The sequence below is a fragment of the Comamonas fluminis genome, assembly GCF_019186805.1.
Taxonomy (GTDB): Bacteria; Pseudomonadota; Gammaproteobacteria; order Burkholderiales; family Burkholderiaceae_C; genus Comamonas; species Comamonas fluminis.
This window is the reverse complement of the sequence record NZ_CP066783.1, coordinates 2,734,339-2,753,335: the sequence shown is the minus strand read 5'-3', so window position 1 is coordinate 2,753,335 and position 18,997 is coordinate 2,734,339. Positions and strand designations below refer to the sequence as shown.

The window sequence follows — 18,997 nt, the reverse complement described above, 5'->3', positions numbered from 1 at the left end:
CCATGCAAGAGATCCGTTTCCGCTCCATTGCATCTCATCTGATCTCTCGCATCGTGCTGCTGGCGATTGTGGGCATGAGCCTGTTTGTGGGGCTGCTGGGCATCTGGGAGTATGAGTCGGGCAAGAGCAGCTTCAAGACCATCATGGAGCAGCATGCCAATGCCAGCCTGCTGCCCTTGTCGCATGCGCTGTGGGATATCGATCCTCAGGTGCTGCGCCAGCAGGTTCATGGCCTGAGTCGCTTGCCGCAAGTGGGCTATGTCCGTGTGCAGGCGGCCATTTCTGGTGAGCTGTTCGAGGAAGGCCTGTCGGCACCCGAAGGCCGGGAAGCGACGCTCAAGATGGAGATTCCCGCCCCGGTGGGTGTGCTGGGTGAGGCGAAGATTCCCCTGGGCACCCTGGAGGTCTGGAAAAGCAGCAGCTATTACGCAGAGCAAATGCGCAACGCGATTTTGGGCATGGTGCTGGGCTATGTGCTGTTCACGGTCATGGTCTGCGTGGCGGTCATGCTGGTGATGCGCAGGCAATTGCAGGAGCCGCTGCGGCAAATCGCCATTTTTGCCAGAAACCTCAAACCGAACGGATTGCCGCAAACGCTGGTGTTGAACCGCCCGGGCCGGGACTATGTTGATGAAATTGACCTGGTAGCCAAGGGCTTCATGCAACTGCAAAGCGATCTGCAAAGCCATATTGCACATCTGGATTTGCTGGTGGCAGAGCGCACTTCCCAGTTGCAGCAGATGGTGGACGAGGTCAAGCGTCTGTCGCTGACGGACGCACTGACGGGCTGCCTGAACCGCCGTGCGCTGGACGAGCGCCTGCTGGCTGAGGTAGAGCGCAGCCAGCGCTATAGTCGTCCCTTGAGTGTTGTGTTCCTGGACCTGGACCGCTTCAAGCGCGTCAACGACGAACATGGCCATGCCACAGGCGATGCCGTGCTGCGGGAAGTTGCCTGGCGCTGCCAGCGCGAGCTGCGCACGCAGGTGGACTGGCTGGCCCGCTATGGCGGTGAAGAGTTTCTGGTGGTGCTGCCAGAGTCCGGCGTGGCGCAGGCCAGCCAGCTGGCGCAGAGGCTGGGGCGGGTCATTCGCGATCAGTCCATCGATGTGGACGGGCTGCATCTGTCGGTGACTGCCAGCTTTGGCATTGCCCAGCTGCACGGCAATGAAACGATGGACGAGCTGCTGAGCAGAGCCGATGCAGCGCTCTATGAAGCCAAGGCCGCAGGGCGCAATTGCGCACGTGTTTCGGCGCTCTGATTTTGAGTCATGAAAAAAGCGCTGGAGCCTGCGATCAGGCTGCCAGCGCTTTTTAGCTATTGTGAAATCCGGTAAGGATCAGGCCTTGCGCTGGAACACCAGATCCCACACGCCATGACCCAGGCGAATACCACGGTTTTCAAACTTGGTCAGCGGGCGGTACTCGGGCTTTTCGGCGTAGTTCTCGGCTGTGTTCTGCAGGCTAGGCTCGGCACTGAGCACTTCCAGAATCTGCACGGCATAGGGCTCCCAGTCGGTGGCGCAGTGGATATAGCCACCGGGCTTGATGCGTGCTGCCAGCTTGGCGATCAGCGGGCTCTGAATCAGGCGGCGCTTGTTGTGCTTTTTCTTGTGCCAGGGGTCGGGAAAGAAGATGTGCACGCCGTCAATCGAGGCTTCGGGCAGCATGTTGTCAATGACTTCCACGGCATCGTGCTGGAAGATGCGGATGTTCTTGATGTCCTGCTCACCAATGCGCTTGAGCAGCGCACCCACGCCGGGTTCGTGCACTTCGCAGCACAGGAAGTTGTCATCAGGGCGCACGCGGGCGATATGCGCAGTGGCTTCTCCCATGCCAAAGCCGATTTCCAGAATCAGCTTGCCTTCGCGGCCATAGGCGGCAGCGGCATTGAGCGGCTTGCCGGTGTATTCGAGCACATATTTGTCACCAAACTCTTCGAATGCCTTGGCCTGACCCGTGGTCGTGCGGCCTGCGCGACGCACATAGGAGCGGATGGTCTTGGGGTAGGCAACACCCTCGGGCGCATGGCCGGGAGCACTGCCGGCATCTGCCGCGTTGGTGATGATGGGCTGGGAAGCCTCGCTGGCGGAGGGGTTCGCCTGTGGCGTGGAAGATTCTTGCATGGTCATTGTTGGGGCCGGGCAGGCCATGGCGCTGCGTGGGCGGCGGGCAGTTGCCACGAAAGACGGGGCAGGGCCGCATGAAAAGCCGCTATTGTAGATTTTTCCCGCTGCTGCAAGACAAGACAGGGAAAAGCCAGCATGCACAAAGCGCTGTCTATAATGATTTTCAATCAATGTATATCTGCCGCGATCACAGGTCTGTGTGCGTCAGGAGACAAGCCGGGCCAGTGGCAGCAGCGCCACCAGATGCCAGGGCTCCGTGCCCATTAGCCGCCGGAAAGTCTCCGCCCTCATGGATTGATCTGCGCCACCGATTGGAGATTCCATGGACTTTGGGTGCGTTTTTGATCCTGCTTCTTATCCGCCGACTGCGTCTGTCGGCGGCTGCTCCCATCTTCAGGCGCTTTCGCCTTCCAGCTTTCCCCATCATCTGGTGATCTATTCAGTTTCGTGTGCAGCGCCTTTGCAGCCCGGCTTGCTGCCCGGCGATGCTGTCACGTCTTTGCTTCACTGAACTTGGGGCATGCAGGCAGTGACCGATACCTCACTGACTGAAGGCGCTGCCGCAACACATCTCGCACACCGCAGTTGCCTGCATTTGATGACTCATGCATCGAATCTGCCTGGGTATGTACATCTTTGATCTTCTCTATCTCCAACTCGCTACAACGTGAAAGGTAAACCATGACAGCTCCCTACCAGGTTCTCAAGCTTGGCGCAGTGGCCTACGCCCCCAAGGTCGTGACGATCTGGGAAGGCTTCAAAGCCTATTTCACCCAGCGCGGCATGTATTTTGACTACGTGCTGTATTCCAACTACGAAACCCTGACCGAAGCGTTGATGTCGGGTGAGGTTCAACTGGCATGGAACTCCCCGCTGGCCTATGTGCGTGCCGAACGCATGGCCCATGCGGCAGGCCAGAAGGTTGCTTCCATCGCCATGCGCGATACCGATCTGGACCTGCAATCGGTGCTGGTCGTACCTGCCGATAGTGCTATTCAGAGCCTGAGCGATCTGCGCGGCAAGACCGTGGGCTTCGGGGCGATTGATTCGCCGCAGGCCACCTTGATTCCGCTCGATCATCTGCGCCAGGCAGGTCTGGTAGCCGGCAAGGACTACACGGCGCACCGCTTTGATGTGCTGGGCGGCAAGCATGGCGACCATATTGGTGGCGAGCGTGATGCGGCGGTGGCCATGCTGGGGGGCGAGGTGGCTGCCTCCTGGATGATTGCGCAGAACTACCAGGCCTTTGCCGCAGAGGGCACGCTGCCGGTGGGCAAGACGAGGGTGCTGGCCACCACGGGCCTGTATGACCACTGCAATATGACCGCCGGGCCCAGCATTACGCAGCAAGACTCGGATCGTTTCCGTGACCTGCTGCTGGGCATGTCCTGGGATGACGCCCATGTGCGCCCGCTGCTGGAGCTGGAAGGGCTCAAGGTCTGGCACCCGGGCCGCACCACCGGCTATGCACTGCTGGAGCGCGCAGTCACGGACGAGCAGTTCTATGACGCCGCAGGCCGCATCACGGTGCAGGGCTATCAGTATTGATGACTGCCGAAACGCGCAACTTTCCAATCCAACCCCTTCAACAGAACTGTCACCATGTCCAATTACCTTGAATTGCTGGAAAACATCGTTACGCGCACGATTGCACCGCAGGCTGCCGATACCGACCGTGAAGCACGCTACCCCCGCCAGGCGCTGGATGCGCTGGGTGCAGCCGGCCTGCTGGGGCTGGTCAGCAGCAAAGACATCGGGGGGCTGGGCCTGGGGCTGGCCGAGGCTGTGCAGGTGGTTGAGCGCATTGCACGCGACTGTCCTTCTACAGCCATGGTCCTCACCATGCACTATGCGGGCACGGTGCTCATCGAAAAATACGGGCAGGAAGACGTTCGCCGCGCGATTGCAGCGGGGCGCCATGTCACCACGCTGGCCTGGTCTGAAGCAGGCTCTCGCAGCCACTTCTGGGCACCGGTCAGCACGGCAGTGGCCGATGGGGCTGAGCATGTGCTGCTGGATGCCCGCAAGAGCATGGTCACGTCGGCGCAGCAGGCAGACTCTTACGTCTGGTCGTCGCGCCCGGTGGCGGCTGAGGGCCCATCCACGCTGTGGCTGGTGGACAGCAAGCTGCCCGGCCTTTCTGCACCTCAGGCTTTCGATGGCATGGGCCTGCGCGGCAATGCGTCGGCACCCGTCAAGGCCGAGAAGGTTCGGGTGCCACTGACTGCCCGTCTGGGTGCGGATGGCGCAGGTGGCGACATCATGAATGGTGATGAACTGCCCGTGTTCTGCACCTTGATTGGAACCGCATCCCTTGGGCTGATGGACGGCGTGCTGGAGCGCGCCACCCAGCACATTACCGCCACCCAGTTTGCTGAGAACAGCTCCGGTCTGGCCGATCTGCCCACCATCCGCGCCTATCTTGCGCGTGCACGCATCCGTGCAGACCAGGCACGCTGCCTGCGCGATGACACCCTGGCGGCACTGGCTGCGGGCCGTCCCGATGCCATGCTGCGTGTGCTGGAAGTCAAGGCCAGCGCGGGTGAGGCGGCGCTGGAAGTGACGGATGCTGCCATGCGCATCTGCGGTGGCGCGGCTTTCCGCAAGGACCTGGGGGTGGAGCGCCTGTTCCGTGATTCGCGTGCAGCATCCGTGATGGGCCCCACTTCGGATGTGCTGTACGACTTCATCGGGCGTGCGCTGTGCGGCATGCCACTGGCATGAACGAGCCAGTGACTTTGCCGCTGGTGGATCTGCAGCAACTGGGCTTTGACGCGGGTGCGCATCTGCTGGTCAAGCATGCGCTGGCAGGTGTGCCCGCAGGCGGCTTGGTTCAGGTACAGGGGCAGGCACCCGGCTGGCATGCGCAGCTGGCCGCATGGTGCCGTGCTCAGGGCCATGAGCTGCAGATGCCGGCAGGCTGGACGGAGCTGCCCCAGTTGCAGGTGCGCAAAGGCGATGCACACATGGGGCGCTGGCGTGGTGCAGCCCAGACGGGCCATAGCGATGCCAGTGCCAATGGTGCGGTTGCAGAGCGCGCCGAGCCCTTCTGGGGGCTGGCTGCGCGTGGCGCTTCGGTGGAGCAGGGGGCGCCTGCATTTGCGTTTCGGCTTAATGAAAAAGCCGATTTCTGGAGCGATAACGCCGGTGATCTGTACGCCCAGGCGGCGGCAGCGCAGTGGAGCGCCGAGAAGGACATCGACTGGAATGACGCGCCAGAGCCGCCTGCACCCATAGAAGACGCCATCGTGCAGATCATGACCTATATGGTCGAGAACGAGAACGCCGCGCTGGTGGTGCCGGCACGCTTTCTGGGCGAGCTGCATCCGCATTACCGCGAGCTGCAGGCCGCGCTGGCCATTCAGGTGGCGGACGAGGCCAGGCATATCGATGTGTTTACGCGCCGCATTCGGCGCCATGGGCGCGAGCCTGCGCTGTCAACGGCGGGCGGTCAGGCTTCGCTGCAGAGCTTGCTGGAGGAAAAGGATTTTTCCGTCGCCGGCTTTTTGCTGTCCGTGCTGGGTGAAGGCTCGTTTGTGAACCTGCTGCAGTTTCTGCAGACCGATGCCCCCGACCCCTTGACGCGCCAGATCTGCCGGCTGGCAGCGCGCGACGAGGCGCGGCATGTGGCGCTGGGCATGTCCCACTTGCTCTATCGCTTGAAGCAGGAGCCTGATTTCAGGCACCGGCTGGCGCAGGCGGTGGAGTCCCGCCACGATGCGCTGGCGGGTACTTCGGGTTTGAACGAAGAGGTGTTTGATTCGCTGATTCTGGTGGCGGCAGGCGAGCTGAGTCCCGCTGCACTGGCGCGTGGCACGCAGCGCGTGCAGCAACTGATGCAGGATATGGCCGATGGCCGTTACACCAAACTGGTGCGGCTGGGCTTTGACAAAGCCCATGCTGAGAAGCTGGCGTCGCTGCACACGCGCAACTTCATGTAGTGGCCTGCAGGCGCTGCGCCCATTGGACTGTCCATTGGGCCAGTGCCGCTTCCTGCGTCAGGCTCTGCGCTTCGCCCAGACCCAGAAACTGCGCGGCTTGCTGCAAGGCCTTAAAGCTGCTGGCCGCAGTGCTGGTGTTGATAGCTGGCGCACCATGCTGTTTGGAGAGCTTTTCCCCGCTATCCATGCGCACCAGCGGCGTGTGCAGATAGTGCGGCTGGCTCAGGCCCAGCGCCTGCTGCAGCAGGATCTGGCGCGGCGTGTTGTCGGCCAGGTCTTCTCCGCGCACCACATAGCTAATGCCTTGCGCAGCGTCATCGACCACCACCGCTAGCTGATAGGCCCAGAGGCCATCAGCGCGGCGCAGCACAAAGTCGCCCACGCTGGCCAGTAAATCCTGTTGCTGCGCGCCCAGCATTCTGTCCTGCCAGTGCAGCACAGGCGTGGCGCACTCCAGCAGGCTGTCGCTAATTGCTATGTTTTGAATAGCTGCTTGCACATGAATGGTAGGGGCTTGAGCGCAATTTCTTTGTAAATCTTCGACCTGCTGCTGCAGTGCGAAGCGCCAGGCGCGGGCAGGTTTTCCATGCAGGCCTTCACGGCAGGTGCCGGGGTAGGGGCGTTCTACATGGCGCTCGTGCACCAGCCCCTGGGCCTGCCAGGCGGCTTCGATGTCCTTGCGCGTGCAGCCGCAGGGGTAGCACAGATGCTGGCTTTGCAGCTGCTGCAAGGCGGCCTCATACAGCGCGTGGCGCTGAGATTGCCAGACCACGGGGGCATCCGAGTGCAGACCGCAGGCAGCAAGCTGGCGCAGGATTTCCTGGTCGGCACCATTCTGGCAGCGCGGCGGATCGATATCTTCGATGCGCACCAGCCACTGCCCGCCATGGGCACGGGCATCGAGCCAACTGGCCAGGGCTGCGACCAGCGAGCCTGCGTGCAGCGGGCCGGTAGGGGAAGGGGCAAAGCGCCCGACATAGCGGGCGCTGCAAGATGCGGGCAAGAGGGGGACGGCTGTGGCCTGTGTCATGAGGGCCGCCATCTTACGCCGCTGGCTGGCAAAGTGGCAGAACCTGGCCCGCTGGCCCGCTGGCCTACTGGGTGCCGGGCCTGGGGCCGGTGTGCAGGTCAGGCCCTGGCTTCAGCCTCAGGCAATCGCCAGAGCCATTTCCAGGCCCGAGACAAAAGCGTCTTCTACCCGGCGACCAATGCACCAGTCACCGCACAGGCCCAGACCCGAAGAGCGCTCATGCACGAAGGGCTGGCCGAGCGGCGCCAGTGTCTGTGCATGCTGCCAGAGGTAAACGCTGGCATGGCGTGGCGCCACGCGGATGCCGGTGATTTCGCCAAAGGCTTTTTGCAGCTTGGGCAGCACGCGGGTGGGGTCGTCGTTGCGGTGCTCGTTGGACCACAGCGGGTTGGCATGCACTGTCCAGCGCTCGGTCTGGGCGCGGCCGGGTTTGGAGGACTCGCGGGCCACCCAGGCAATGCGGTCATGGGTGGTGCGTGCGGCATTCCACTGCGGGCCCAGCGTGGTCAGGCCCGCCTGCGCCGCCATGGGGTAGGAAAGCGTCATGGCCCAGCAGGGCGCCATTTCAACGGACGACAGTGTCTTGGCCAGTTCCATGCCCTGAGGGGCTGTCTGCAGCAACTGCAGGGCCAGTGGCGCTGGCAGGGCCAGGATGACGGTATCAAAGCCGCTGGCCGTCTGGGCGCCATGGTCTTCGGTGTCCAGCATCAGCGTCCACTGATGGCTGTTGTGGCTGCTGCCACCAACGATATGGTGATTGATGGCCCGCACGGACTGGCCCAGGTGCAGGCGGCCCGATTCCCACAGCGGTGCAGCCCACGCCAGTGGCAGGGCCTGCATATCAGGCATGCCCACCCAGTGGGTTTCGCGCTGAGTGCTGGGGTCACTCGTCTTGCGGCCCTGGGCGTTGCGGGTCTGGATGCTGTTGAGGCTCCAGCTCCGCAGGCTCTGGGGTACGGTATCCAGCGCCTGCTGAAAGCGCGGGTCACGCACTGTGAAATATTGCGCGCCAATATCAAAGCTGCCGTAAGGGCCGTTGACCGATCGCATGCGGCCGCCAGCCTGAGTCAGACGCTCATAGACATGGACATCATGGCCAGCCTGCATCAGCGTGCGGGCGCAGGCAATGCCTGCAATGCCTGCGCCAATGACGGCAATACGGGAGGGGGAAGAAGCGCCAGCCTTGGCGCTTGCCGGAGTCACTCGTGCACGGGAAGCATTCATGAAAAGCCTTTTTCAACACCGTTGATTCGCAGCGTAGCAGCTATCTAAAAGAGAGCAAGCATCATTTGCTGACAAGCCGTTCTTGTGCAGATCACTCTACACCCGGCGTGTGACGACGGAGCGCTGCACAGCGTTATTGACGGTGATGGTTTTCCATGAGGGCGTGGCGTGTGGCAGGGCTCTCCAGCTGCTCCAGCCACCATTGCAGCGCCCGGCCTGGCGTGCGGTGAGCCGGGCCAGGCCAGCCATAGTGCAGGCGCAGATTTCGGCCGGCGCGCTGCACCTGGCGGGTGACCAGAACGCCTGCATCCAGGTGCGCCTGCACCATGCCACGGGGCAAAAAGCCGCCGCCAATGCCGCGAATCTGGGCCTCGACCTTGGCCTGCATGCTGTCCACCGTCAGCACATCCTGTCCGCTGACCAGGCCAAAGCTGATGTTGCTGCGCACGCCCGAGTCCGCCACCGCAATCAGGCGGTGCTGCAGCAGCACTTCGTCGGAAATCGGTTCTTCGACCTTGGCCAGCGGGTGGTGGGGTGCCACGGCAAAGATGAAATCCATCTCGCCAATTTCGCGGGTCTGCAGCTCGGCGGCATTGCTGGCGTTGACGGCAATGCCAATGGCCAGATCTGCCTGTCCGCTGGTCAGCGCCTCCAGCGTGCCGCTCAGAATGCCGTCCTTGATCTTTAGCGCGGTAGGCGGCTTGAGTGCGTAGAAGGCTTCAATCAGTTCGAATATCGGGGTGCGGGCAATCGCGCCATCGACCACGATGGTCAGCTGAGGCTCCCACCCAGTCGCCACACGTTTGACGCGGTGGGCTACGGCATCAATTTCCTGCAGCAGGCGCGCGCCTTCGTGCAGCAGCGCCTGCCCGGCCTCAGTTGCTTGCGCGTGGCGCGAGCTGCGGTCAAACAGCAGCACATCCAGCGCATCCTCAATCTGGCGCACGCGATAGGTCAGCGCGCTGGGCACCAGACCCAGAGAGCGTGCCGCAGCGGCGAAGCTGCCAGTTTCGGCAATGGCCTGCAGCATGGCCAGGCTGTCGGGGGTAAGCACGTCGCGGGAGCTGGGCATGGGATGGAGGGCTTTGAATATTCAAACAGTTTGAATGATGCCATCAATGGCATTCAGCCACCTTCGAGGGGGGAGCTTCTACAGTAGACCCATCGAGACAGACAACTTTGAACCAAAGGACCTCACCATGATGACTCTGCGCAAATCCCAGGAACGTGGCTATGCCGATCACGGCTGGCTCAAGTCCTTCCACAGCTTTTCTTTTGCAGGCTATTACGACCCCCGCCACATGGGCTTCGGCAATCTGCGCGTGATCAATGAAGACCGCATTGCCCCCGGCACCGGCTTTGGCGCCCACGGCCACCGTGACATGGAAATCATCAGCTATGTGATGGAGGGCGGCTTGTCCCACAAGGACAGCATGGGCAACGAGCAAACGATTGTGCCCGGCGAAGTGCAGCGCATGAGCGCAGGCTCCGGCGTGGTGCACAGCGAGCACAACCATGCCGAAGGCGAAACCACGCACTTTCTGCAGATTTGGCTGCTGCCAGCACGCACCGGCATCGAGCCTGGCTACGCCCAGAAGGCGTTCCCCGAAGCTGAAAAGCGCGGCAAGCTGCGCCTGGTGGCTTCGCCAGACGGTGCCCAGGGCTCGGTGACCATGAATGCCAATGCGCACCTGTTTGCCGGCCTGTTTGACGGCGATGAAGCTGCCGAAATGGCACTGCCCGCAGGTCGCAAGACCTATGTGCATCTGGTCAAGGGCGAGCTTGATGTGAATGGGCAAAAGCTGACAGCCGGTGATGCTGCGCTTATCGAAAATGAAGCGCGCCTCAATCTGAGCCAGGGCAAGGGCGCCGAAGTGCTGGTGTTCGATCTGGAGCCTTGAGCTTCGACAAAGCGAGCGGAAAACTCATCTTCTCAAGGGAGTAAAAAATGCTGAATCAACTGAAAAATCCTCTGGATCTGCTGGGCCGCGTACTGATTGCGCTGCTGTTTTTACCAGCAGGCATTCAGAAAATCACCGGCTTTGCCGGAACCGTGGGCTACGCAGCCGGGGCTGGCATGCCCATGCCGCAGGTGGCCGTGGCGATTGGCCTGGTCATTGAAATTGTGGGTGGTCTGGCCATTTTGCTGGGCTGGCAGACACGCTGGGCTGCGCTGATCCTGGGCTTCTTCACCCTGGTGGCCAGTTTCTTCTTCCACAACTTCTGGGGTGTGCCCGCAGAGGCCGCCGGTGTGCAGCAGCTGCTGTTCTGGAAGAATATCGCCGTAGTTGGCGGTCTGCTGGGCTACGCCGCACATGGTGTGGGCGCCTGGAGCGTGGATGCCCGCAAGAACTAAGGCCTGAAGCAGGCCAGGGCACATGCCAAACTGCGCAAGCTGCTATAAATTTGATAGGCTTGCGCAGTCTTAACCCCAGCCCGCCGGGCGAATATTCGGCGGGCTTTTTGTCTGCACAGCGGCAGTAGCTGTCTGCGCAGGCTCCTTCAGGAAAACCATCATGAGCAATATCGTTGTTGTCTATCACTCCGGCTATGGTCACACCCAGCGCATGGCCCAATCCGTTGCCCAGGGCGCGGGCGCACAGTTGCTGGCCATTGATGCAGACGGCAATGTGCCTGAAGGCGGCTGGGAACAACTGGCCGCAGCCGATGCCATCATCTTCGGTGCCCCTACCTACATGGGCGCACCCAGCTGGCAGTTCAAGAAATTTGCGGATGCCTCCTCCAAAGCCTGGTTCTCTCAAAGCTGGAAAGACAAGCTGTTTGCAGGCTTCACCAACAGCGCCAGTGTTCAGGGCGACAAGCAAGTGACGCTGGATTATTTCTACCACCTGGCCATGCAGCACGGTGGCCTGTGGGTGGGTCTGGGCCTGCTGCCCTCGAACACCAAGGCTGCGCAGCGCAATGATGTGAACTGGATGGGCAGCTTCAGCGGTGCCATGGCGCAGTCGCCTTCGGACTCTTCTGCTGCAGAGATGTTTGCTGGTGACCTGGAAACCGCACGCCAGTTTGGCGAGCGCGTGGCTCAGACTGCCAAGCGCCTCGCTTAATAACGGCTCTGAAAATAGAAGCGCCTGGCGCTCTCTGTCTCTTGAATTCGGGCTAAAAAACGCCTGAAATCTTTGAGCAGAAAGCGCCAGGCGCTTTGTTTTTAAGAGCAATTACAGCAAATGCTTCTTGATAGGCCGTGGGTGCACCAGCGGTGTGCGCTCCAGGTCTGTTCCCAGCGAGTCACGCCCGTCGAAGACGAAGCAGCCGCCGTCATAGAACTTGCCGTCGGTTTCCTCAAAGTATTTGAGGATGCCGCCTTCAAGCTGGTAGACATTTTCAATGCCTTCTTCCCGCATCAGGATGGCGGCTTTTTCGCAGCGTATGCCGCCGGTGCAGTAGCTGACCACGGTTTTGCCTTCGAACTCGGCCTTGTGCTCGCGCAGGGCGGGCGGGAATTCGGTGAACTTGGTCAGGCGCCAGTCAATGGTTCCGGCAAATGCGCCTTCGTCCACTTCGTAGTCGTTGCGGGTGTCCAGTGTGACGACTTCACGGCCCTCGTCGTCATGGCCTTGCTCCAGCCAGCGGCGCAGCGTGGCTGGCGCGACGGAGGGTGCGCGGCCATTGGCGGGGCGAATGGAGGGGTGGTCCATGCGGATGATTTCACGCTTGACCTTGACCAGCATCTTGCGAAACGGCACATGGCTGGACCAGCTTTCCTTGGGGTTCAGGTCGGCAAAGCGCGGGTCTTGCTTGAGCAGGTCGATAAAGCGGTGCACGGCTTCGCCGGGGCCAGCCAGAAAGAAGTTGATGCCTTCTTCGGCCAGCAGCACTGTGCCTTTGAGGTCCAGTTCCAGAGCGCGCGCCCGCAGGGTTTCGCGCAGCTCATCGGCGTCGGGCAGGGGCGTGAATTTGTAGCAGGAGATGTTGAGTATGTCGGCCACGTCGATATCCGGGCGGCGACCACTCGGCAGCTCGGCCGACGGTGGCAGAGCTTAGGCCGGGGCCGTCAGCGCAGCCTTGATTTTATTGGACAGCTGTGCCACTGCCAGCGAAGCGGGCGCTCCGGGCATGGATTGCAGCAGCAGCTGGCGGCGCATTACGGCATCGCGCACCGAGGAATCGAGCGGAATATCCCCCCAGTAGGTCAGCTGAAGCGGCTGGCCAGACTCGGTGGTGACAAAACGGTTGAGCACCTGCTGCAGCTGGCCAGTGATGGCGCGGCCGTCACCAGGGCGCAGGGCCTGGTTGATGACCAGGCGAATCTGCTGGCGCTTTTGCTGCGTGGCCAGCACCTTGATGGCGGCGTAGGCATCGGTCAGCGAAGTAGGCTCGGGCGTGGCCACGACCAGCACTTCGGTTGCCATGGAGACAGAGAACAGCACCACATCGGAAATGCCCGCGCCGGTGTCCAGCAGGATGATGTCGTAGCGCGGGCGCAGCGTGTCGATGGTCTGCATGAACTGGCTGCGAATCTCGGGTGTCAGGCGCGAGTATTCGATCATGCCTGAGCCTGCCAGCAGCACGGAGTAACCGCCGGGCGCAGGAAGAATGGCCTCTTCCAGGGTGGCGCGGCCGGTGAATACGTCGTGCAGCGTGACCTTGGGGTAGAGGTTCAGCACCACATCCAGATTGGCCAGGCCCAGGTCCGCATCCAGCACCAGCACGTTGAAGCCGTGGCGGGTGAGTGCAGCGGCCAGGTTGGCGGAAACAAAAGTCTTGCCCACGCCGCCCTTGCCGCTGGTGACGGCAATGATGTGGGCCTGCTTGGTGCGGCCGGGTGCGCGCAGGGCATCTTCCATGGAGATGTAGGCGGGCAGGGTAGGGTGTGGGGCCAAGGTGTCCATCGTCTCAAGGCGTTATGACCTGGCTTGGGGCGTCGGTACTTACGTCGTGTTGGGCTGAGTTATTTTCCAAGCCATTTTCCACGATGACATCGACGGCTAAAGGGCTGAAAAGCATGCTTTTTTCCTCGGCACTCACGGTACTGTCGGGCGGCTCTTCAAGGCGCACGCAGTTGCGCCCGGATGATTTGGCCAGATACAGCTGACGGTCGGCGCGCTCCGTCCACAGCTGCGCCGTGCTGCGAATCCACTGCAGGGCATAGACGCCACCGATGCTGACGGTGACATGGATGGTGGTGCTGGGGTTGACTTGCACCGGAGTGTTCTGGATGGCTTGGCGCAGCCGCTCAGCCACTGAATGGCCAAAGTGCACAGGGCACACAGGCAGCACGATGGCAAATTCCTCGCCGCCGTAGCGGGCCAGCGTATCCATGGGGCGTATGCCGGATGCCAGCGACTGGGCGACGGATTGCAGCACCATGTCGCCAGCAATATGGCCGTGCTCGTCGTTGATCTGCTTGAAGTGGTCGATGTCCAGCATCAGCAGCAAGGCGGTTTCACCAGAGCGTGCCACGCGGTCAATTTCACGCTCGATCACGGTGCGAAAGTGGCGGCGGTTGGCAAGGCCGGTAAGCGTGTCGCGCAGTGAGAGCGCGCACAGACCGTCAATCAGCGCCTGGAGGTATTGCGTGGGCGTATCCGTGGGCAGGCGCATCTCCTGACCGCCAGCCCGTGTCACCAGGTTGTGAGCGGTGGCCAGACGCAGTTCGCGCAGAAACACGGATTGATGAGAGGCGGGAGAAGTCACGACTTGCTACGAAATTTCAATCAAGTGTAGCAGTCGCAGCAGCGGCTGCGCATGCGGGTGTCCATTTATGTCTCAGGGCAAAGATGCGCTCTGGGCAGTGCTGCTCAGGCGGGCCAGAAACTCGCTGCTGGTGCGGTACAGCGCAATGATGCTGCCTTGCCGCTGCAGCAGGCCTGCGCGCTCCAGCCGCTTTTGCGCTGGCAGCTTCAAGCCCACCACATGCAGTGTGCCGCCGCGCTTTGCCACCATGCGTTCCAGGCGAGCAAAAGTCTCGACACCGGTGATGTCGATGCTGTTGATGGACTCCATGAGCAGGGCCATGTCGGTGCAGCCGGGGTTTTGCTGCAGGGCCTCGGTGGCATACCGCTCCAGCGCAGAGGCGGTGGCAAAGTCCAGATCGGCATCCATACGCAGCGCCATGACCTTGGGCGCCAGAGGCGGCAGCTGCCATAGCTGGCGGCTGCGCAGACTGCCATCGGCGTGCAGACCCACTTCAATGATGCGCGGGTGCAGATGCTGGTACAGAAAATAGGCCTGCGTCAGTGCAATGCCCGCAAGCACGCCCCAGTACATGCGCGGCGCTGTCAAAATTGTGAGCGCCAGTGTGGTGACGCTGATGCAGGCCTCGACGCGCGAGACTTTGAACAGGCCCAGAATCTGTTGCGGCTTGATCAGATTGAGCACCGCGGTAATCACAATCGCCGCAAGCGCTGCCTGAGGTACGTGGTAGAGCCATGGAATAAACCACAGCACCACCACCACGACCAGCAGGATGGAGAACACATTGGCATAGCCCGTCTTGGCACCGGCCAGCAGGTTGACGGCGGAGCGCGAAAACGAGGCGCTGGTGGCAAAGCTGCCGAACAGACCGGCGCTGACCTTGGACAGGCCCTGTGCCACCAGATCCTGATTTTCGTTCCAGCGCGTGCCAGCCTGCTGATGCTCGACCTGAGCGCTGGAGGCCGTCTCCAGAAAGCTCACCAGGGACAGCACCAGCACTGGCATGACCAGCGCGCCGAATTGCTCCCAGTCCAGCATGCCGGGCCACTGGAAATAGGGCAGTCCCGCAGGCAAGTGGCCCACAACAGCGCCGCCGGAATCAGCAAACCCCGTAGCCCAGCTGATGATTCCTGTCAGCGCGATGATGAAAATGGCCGAGGGGAAGGCGGGACGCCACTTTTTGGCCAGCATCAGCAGTGCCATGCTGGCCAGCCCGTAGGCGATGGAATGCCAGTCAAACAGATAGATGGACGGTGAGTGCCAGACCGTGGCCCAGTCCGCACGCATGCCCAGCAGCGTAGGCAGTTGCGAGGCAAGAATCAGAACAGCAGCGGCCTGCGTAAAGCCTGCCAGCACAGGCGATGTGACCAGATTGAGCAGCCAGCCCGCCCGCACCATGCCCAGCACGGCCTGCACCAGACCGGACAGAATCGCCATCCACGCTGCCAGCACCACCCACTGCGCCGAGCCCGGCTCGGCCATGCCGGTGAGCGAGGCGCCAATCAGCAAGGCACTCAGCGCCGTGGGGCCCACCCCCAGACGTGGCGATGGGCTGAACAAAATAGCCACGGCTGCCGGAATGATGGAGGCGTAGATGCCTGTAATCAGTGGCATGCCGGCCAGTGCCGCATAGGCCACGCCCTGGGGCAGCAGCATCAGCCCGACGGTGAGGCCCGCCCAGAATTCACCGCGCAGCAGCGATGCAGTGGGTTTGGGCCAGTTGAGGAAAGGAAGCCAGCGAGCCAGGGAATGCATGGGGCATATTGTCAGGGTAACGAAATGATTTGGCACGTAACTGTGATAGGGCCACAGAACCTGCTTCCAAATTTGTCCTACAAACAACTGAGGGCTGTTCGCATGTGTTGGTCTGCAGGGACTGCATACATTAAGCCTTCAATTTTGTTTAGGCATTAAGGGAGAACCAAAAATGGCATCTATCGTATTCAAGCGTTCCGTCCACATTCTGGCTGTGACAGCTCTGGCCTTTGGTCTGGCCGCCTGCGGCAAGTCTGACGACAACAAGACTGCCGGTCAAAAGCTGGATTCCGCCATTTCGCAGACTGAGCAAGCTGCCCAGAACGCAGGCAACAAGATTGAAGATGGCGCAGCCAAGGCTGGCGACGCAACTTCCAACGCACTGGACAAGGCTGGCGACAAGATCGCCGGTGCTGCTGACACCGCAGGCCAGAAGGTTGAAGCAGGCGCTGCTTCCGTGGGCGCAGCTCTGGACGACGCAGGCATCACCGCTGGCGTGAAGACCGAGCTGATCAAGGCTCCTGAAATCAGTGCTCTGCAAATTGATGTGGACACCAAGGGTGGCGTGGTCACTCTGAACGGCACGGTTCCTTCCGAATCCGTCAAGACCCAGGCTGGCGACATTGCCAAGGCTGCCAAGGGCGTGACCTCGGTGACCAACAACCTGACCGTGAAGGCCAGCTGATTCTTTTTCATCAGCGACCATCACCTCAAAGCCAGAGCGCGCAAGCCCTCTGGCTTTTTTACGTCTGCAGGTGCGGATGCCGTGGTGCGCCAAGTGCCATTTGCGTTCGGTAACGGCGGGGGCAGTGTCAACAGGCTCTAATATTCCCCCATGACCCAAGCCAAAGACCAAGCCGCAATCAAGCTCTCCACCCATCTGATTCACCATCCGTATCAGGCGCCTGCCGATTTTGCTGCGCCGGTGCCTGCGGTGCACAAGGCATCGACCGTGTTCTTCGAGAACGTGCAGGCCATGCGCGATCGCCGCTGGCTGGACAAAAGCAGCTACACCTACGGACTGCATGGCACGCCCACCACATACACGCTGGAGGAGCGCCTGGCCACGCTGGAAGGCGGCTTGCAATGCCTGCTGGTGCCCAGCGGGCTGGCGGCCATTGCCACCACCTCGCTGGCGCTGCTCAAGACTGGCGATGAGGTGCTGGTGCCCGATAACGTCTATGGCCCCAACAAGACGATTACCGAGGGCGAGCTGGCCCACTTCGGCGTCACGCACCAGTATTACGACCCCACCAGTGTGGAAGATCTGGCCGCCAGGATCACGCCTGCCACCCGGCTGGTCTGGCTCGAAGCCCCTGGCTCGGTCACCATGGAATTCCCCGATCTGATCGCGCAGGTGCGCCTGTGCCGCGAAAAAGGCATTACCACGGTGCTGGACAACACCTGGGGTGCGGGGCTGGCATTCAAGCCTTTCGATTTGCTGGGGGATGGCGGCAGTCTGGGCGTGGATGTCACGGCCCATGCGTTGACCAAATATCCGAGCGGTGGCGGCGATGTGCTGATGGGCAGCATCATCACGCGCAATCAGCCGCTGCATATGCGCATCAAGCTCTCGCATATGCGCATGGGTCTGGGCGTGAGCGGCAATGATGCCGAAGCCGTGCTGCGCAGCCTGCCCAGCATTGGCCTGCGCTACCACGCACAGGACAAGGCTGCGCGCCAGCTGGCGCAGTGGCTGGCCACGCAAAGCGCCGTGGTGCAGGTGCTGCACCCCGCCATGCCCGATGCCCCCGGCCATGCGCACTGGAAGCAGCTGTGCGCTCAAGGAGGAAACAGCGAAGGTGTGGCAGCAGGCCTGTTCAGCGTGGTGATTGATGAGCGCTTTGATCAGGCCGCTGTGGACCGATTCTGCGACAGCCTGCAGCTCTTCAAGCTTGGCTACAGCTGGGGCGGTCCTGTCAGTCTGGTCGTGCCTTACGAACTGGCCGAGATGCGCAGTCGCGCTACGCCGCATATCAAAGCAGGCACGGTGGTGCGCTTTGCCATTGGTCTGGAAGATGCGGCCGACTTGCAGGCCGATCTGGCGCAGGCGCTGCAAAAAGCGTTTGCCTGAGGGTGCAAGATCGCTCTTGATTCAATAGCTGGCTGCGATTGATATTCATCAATTTCATGGGTATATCTATTGAATGTCCATGAATAGCATGCGCAGGCTGCTCATGAATCGATAGTGCATCAGGGTTGGCACTTGCGGGCTTTCCGCAATGCCAAGCCTTGGCCTGAGCGGTAACTTGTGTGCACAGGCCCGCACTGCCATCCCGGATGGGGCCCGGCAAACATGAAGGGCTCCGCATGCAAGCTTCCCCTGTTTCCGACAACAACACCCCCGCAGACCCTGCGGCACTGCATGTTCGCCACCTGCGCTGGGCGCAGCCCTGGCAGTGGCTGGTGCTGGGTACGCGTGATGTGATGCGGGCACCGTGGATTGCACTGTTTTATGGCCTGTGTTTCTGGGGCATGGCGCTGCTGTTGGGCTGGGTGTTTCGCGCCAGCCCTGAATATGTGATGTCCATGGCCAGCGGCTGTTTGCTGGTCGGTCCATTTCTGGCCATGGGTTTGTATGAAGTCAGCCACAGGCTGGAACAAGGGCAGCAGCCGCAGCTGGGCGCGTCGCTGGACTGCTGGAGCGGGCATCTGCAAAGCATGGGCATGCTGGTCATGGTGCTGATGGTGCTGGAAATGCTCTGGGGCCGCGCAGCCATGGTGGTGTTTGCTATCTCATTTGATACAGGCATGCCCACCACGGCGAGCATTCTGCAAACGGTAATGCGGCCTGAAAACTGGGAATTTCTGCTGATCTACACTCTGGTTGGCGGTGTGTTTGCGGCGCTGGTCTTTGGCTTCACCGTCGTAGCCCTGCCCACAATTCTGGACAGGGATTCGGACGCTTTGACCGCCTGCATCACCAGCATGCGCGTGGTGGGGCTCAATATGGGCGTCATGCTGTGGTGGGCTGTCATCATCACGGCGCTGGTGGCAGCCTCCATGCTGCTCTATGGCGCGGGGCTGGTGGTGGTGGGGCCGGTTCTGGGTTGTGCCAGCTGGCATGCCTACAGGGCCAGTGTCTTCACCGTGGAAGACAATGCAGCAGAGGCCTGAAATAGGCGTCCGGACAATCGACAGGGCCTGCAGACAAGCCTTCAAAAAGGCCCGTAAAAAGGAACGCTGTGTGGGAATGGCTTAAAAAATTTTTGACTCCGCGCCCGGATGCGGCGGGGCGTACTTCCGATTCCGGCTCGTCTTGG

Annotated in this window: 18 protein-coding genes; 10 read left to right on the top strand and 8 right to left on the bottom strand. The window is 61.5% G+C overall.

What is annotated here, in order from left to right; genetic code table 11:
• Positions 1-2 precede the first annotated feature (2 nt).
• Entirely contained in the window at positions 3-1,259 is a 1,257-nt protein-coding gene (locus JDW18_RS12970) for a sensor domain-containing diguanylate cyclase (protein WP_218239860.1), read from the top strand.
• A gap of 78 nt (positions 1,260-1,337) precedes the next feature.
• Here the strand turns inward: JDW18_RS12970 and trmB are convergent, their stop codons facing one another.
• Positions 1,338-2,129 (bottom strand): tRNA (guanosine(46)-N7)-methyltransferase TrmB, encoded by a 792-nt coding sequence (gene trmB / locus JDW18_RS12965; protein ID WP_425514734.1) that lies wholly within the window; start codon positions 2,127-2,129, stop codon positions 1,338-1,340.
• Between the two features lie 678 nt (positions 2,130-2,807).
• On the opposite strand from trmB, the gene JDW18_RS12960 reads away from it, so the two are divergent.
• Genes JDW18_RS12960 through JDW18_RS12950 form a run of 3 tightly spaced genes read left to right on the top strand, consistent with a single transcriptional unit; the run spans position 2,808 to position 6,067 of the window.
• Positions 2,808-3,674, top strand: a complete 867-nt coding sequence (locus JDW18_RS12960; RefSeq protein ID WP_218239858.1) for a phosphate/phosphite/phosphonate ABC transporter substrate-binding protein — start codon at positions 2,808-2,810, stop codon at positions 3,672-3,674.
• Between the two features lie 54 nt (positions 3,675-3,728).
• Positions 3,729-4,850, top strand: coding sequence for an acyl-CoA dehydrogenase family protein (locus JDW18_RS12955; RefSeq protein ID WP_218239857.1), 1,122 nt, complete (start codon positions 3,729-3,731; stop codon positions 4,848-4,850).
• Positions 4,847-6,067 carry a ferritin-like domain-containing protein gene (locus JDW18_RS12950; protein ID WP_218239856.1) on the top strand — a complete coding sequence of 407 codons (1,221 nt, stop codon included), beginning with the start codon at positions 4,847-4,849 and terminating at the stop codon, positions 6,065-6,067. Before JDW18_RS12955 ends, JDW18_RS12950 begins: the two co-directional genes overlap by 4 nt.
• Here the strand turns inward: JDW18_RS12950 and gluQRS are convergent.
• The 3 genes from gluQRS to JDW18_RS12935 form a co-directional block, all read right to left on the bottom strand.
• Positions 6,060-7,097: a tRNA glutamyl-Q(34) synthetase GluQRS gene (gluQRS, locus tag JDW18_RS12945; protein ID WP_246609893.1), complete on the bottom strand. Its 1,038-nt coding sequence runs from the start codon at positions 7,095-7,097 to the stop codon at positions 6,060-6,062. The two genes, JDW18_RS12950 and gluQRS, sit on opposite strands and share 8 nt — an antisense overlap.
• A gap of 117 nt (positions 7,098-7,214) precedes the next feature.
• Positions 7,215-8,321: an NAD(P)/FAD-dependent oxidoreductase gene (locus tag JDW18_RS12940; RefSeq protein ID WP_218239854.1), complete on the bottom strand. Its 1,107-nt coding sequence runs from the start codon at positions 8,319-8,321 to the stop codon at positions 7,215-7,217.
• Between the two features lie 133 nt (positions 8,322-8,454).
• Positions 8,455-9,393 (bottom strand): LysR family transcriptional regulator, encoded by a 939-nt coding sequence (locus tag JDW18_RS12935; protein WP_218239853.1) that lies wholly within the window; start codon positions 9,391-9,393, stop codon positions 8,455-8,457.
• Between the two features lie 127 nt (positions 9,394-9,520).
• Between JDW18_RS12935 and JDW18_RS12930 the strand changes: the two genes are divergently transcribed.
• The 3 genes from JDW18_RS12930 (at position 9,521) to JDW18_RS12920 (ending at position 11,389) form a co-directional block, all read left to right on the top strand.
• Positions 9,521-10,222 carry a pirin family protein gene (locus JDW18_RS12930; RefSeq protein ID WP_218239852.1) on the top strand — a complete coding sequence of 234 codons (702 nt, stop codon included), beginning with the start codon at positions 9,521-9,523 and terminating at the stop codon, positions 10,220-10,222.
• A 47-nt stretch (positions 10,223-10,269) separates the two neighbouring features.
• Positions 10,270-10,677 carry a DoxX family protein gene (locus JDW18_RS12925; RefSeq protein ID WP_218239851.1) on the top strand — a complete coding sequence of 136 codons (408 nt, stop codon included), beginning with the start codon at positions 10,270-10,272 and terminating at the stop codon, positions 10,675-10,677.
• 160 nt (positions 10,678-10,837) lie between these two features.
• A complete protein-coding gene (locus JDW18_RS12920) occupies positions 10,838-11,389 on the top strand; it encodes a flavodoxin family protein (protein WP_218239850.1) in 552 nt (183 codons plus the stop codon).
• A 111-nt stretch (positions 11,390-11,500) separates the two neighbouring features.
• On the opposite strand, the gene JDW18_RS12915 is transcribed toward JDW18_RS12920, so the two are convergent.
• The 4 genes from JDW18_RS12915 to JDW18_RS12900 form a co-directional block, all read right to left on the bottom strand.
• Positions 11,501-12,271, bottom strand: a complete 771-nt coding sequence (locus tag JDW18_RS12915; protein WP_218239849.1) for a sulfurtransferase — start codon at positions 12,269-12,271, stop codon at positions 11,501-11,503.
• Between the two features lie 51 nt (positions 12,272-12,322).
• Positions 12,323-13,174: a MinD/ParA family protein gene (locus JDW18_RS12910; protein WP_218239848.1), complete on the bottom strand. Its 852-nt coding sequence runs from the start codon at positions 13,172-13,174 to the stop codon at positions 12,323-12,325.
• Positions 13,175-13,178: 4 nt separating this feature from the next.
• Positions 13,179-13,979 carry a GGDEF domain-containing protein gene (locus JDW18_RS12905; RefSeq protein ID WP_218239847.1) on the bottom strand — a complete coding sequence of 267 codons (801 nt, stop codon included), beginning with the start codon at positions 13,977-13,979 and terminating at the stop codon, positions 13,179-13,181.
• Between the two features lie 72 nt (positions 13,980-14,051).
• Positions 14,052-15,734, bottom strand: a complete 1,683-nt coding sequence (locus JDW18_RS12900; protein WP_218239846.1) for a SulP family inorganic anion transporter — start codon at positions 15,732-15,734, stop codon at positions 14,052-14,054.
• 172 nt (positions 15,735-15,906) lie between these two features.
• On the opposite strand from JDW18_RS12900, the gene JDW18_RS12895 reads away from it, so the two are divergent.
• The 3 genes from JDW18_RS12895 (at position 15,907) to JDW18_RS12885 (ending at position 18,851) form a co-directional block, all read left to right on the top strand.
• Complete coding sequence (locus JDW18_RS12895) at positions 15,907-16,419, top strand: BON domain-containing protein (RefSeq protein WP_218239845.1); 513 nt, start codon at positions 15,907-15,909, stop codon at positions 16,417-16,419.
• Between the two features lie 150 nt (positions 16,420-16,569).
• Entirely contained in the window at positions 16,570-17,808 is a 1,239-nt protein-coding gene (locus JDW18_RS12890) for a PLP-dependent transferase (RefSeq protein ID WP_218239844.1), read from the top strand.
• Positions 17,809-18,044: 236 nt separating this feature from the next.
• Positions 18,045-18,851: a DUF2189 domain-containing protein gene (locus JDW18_RS12885; protein WP_218239843.1), complete on the top strand. Its 807-nt coding sequence runs from the start codon at positions 18,045-18,047 to the stop codon at positions 18,849-18,851.
• Positions 18,852-18,997 lie beyond the last annotated feature (146 nt).